Annotated in this window: 1 protein-coding gene; it reads right to left on the reverse strand. The window is 65.3% G+C overall.

What is annotated here, in order from left to right; all coding sequences use genetic code 11:
• Positions 1–1,159 (reverse strand): lipoprotein-releasing ABC transporter permease subunit (locus tag ACK543_RS08015; RefSeq protein WP_409942320.1); only part of this gene is annotated, 1,159 nt, incomplete at its 3' end.
• Positions 1,160–1,173 lie beyond the last annotated feature (14 nt).

Raw genomic sequence — 1,173 nt, forward strand, 5'->3', positions numbered from 1 at the left:
CGATGGGCACGATGTCGCTGCTTTGCGGTTCGCTGGGCATCTTGCTGATGAGATAAATGTCTTTGGGCAAAAAGCTGGCGTTCAGCGCCCGTTCGATGGCAGGCACGATCACGTCGATGTTGAGCGCCACGCCCAGGCCCAACAGCAGGCCCGCGCAGGTGCCGATCACACCCACCATCGCGCCCTGCACCACAAAGATGCCCATGATGCTTTTCGGGCTGGCGCCCAGCGTGCGCAGGATGGCGATGTCGGCGCGCTTGTCCGTCACCGTCATCACCAGCGTGCTCACCAGGTTGAACGCGGCCACCGCCACGATGAGCGTGAGGATGATGAACATCATGCGTTTTTCGAGCTGCACGGCGGCAAACCAGGTGCGGTTTTGCTGCGTCCAGTCGCGGATCAGCAGGTTGCCGCTGAGGGACCGCGCCAATTGCTGCGCGACCTCCCGGGCCTGGTGCAGGTCTTTGAGTTTTAGCCGCACGCCGGTGGGCCCTTCCAGGCGGAAGATACGCTGCGCGTCCTCGTGGTGCAGCATCACCAGGGCCGAGTCGTATTCGTAATTGCCTGAGTCAATCGTGCCCGCCACCGTCATCTGCTTGAGGCGCGGCACCACGCCCGCAGGCGTCACCTGCCCGGCCGGGGCGATCAGCGTGACCACATCCCCCGCCCGTACACCCAGCGCGCGCGCCAGCTCGCCTCCCAGCACCACGCGGAACTCGCCGGGCACCAACAGGTTCAGCACTTGGTCATTGGTGGCGGCCAGGTCGGTCACCGCGCCTTCCAGCGCCGGGTCGATGCCGCGCACCAGCGTGCCCTTCATGTCCTCGCCGCGCGCCAGCAGCGCCTGCGCGGCCACAAACGGCGCAGCGCCGATCACGTTGGGGTTTTGCCGCGCCTCAGCCAGGGTGCGCGCAGGGTCGGGCAGCGCCGCGCCCTGGGGCGCAAAGATTTCAATGTGCGAGACCACGCTGAGCATGCGGTCGCGCACTTCCTTTTGAAAACCATTCATCACGCTCAGCACGATGATGAGCGCCGCCACGCCGAGCGCAATGCCCAGCATGGACACACCCGAGATGAACGAGATGAAACCATTGCGCCGCGTGGCGCGGCCAGCGCGGGTGTAGCGCCAGCCCAGGGCCAGTTCGTAGGGGATTTGCATAACAGGGTCAAAAG

Origin of the sequence: Acidovorax sp. (assembly GCF_046341535.1) — a bacterium.
Taxonomy (GTDB): Bacteria; Pseudomonadota; Gammaproteobacteria; order Burkholderiales; family Burkholderiaceae_C; genus Acidovorax.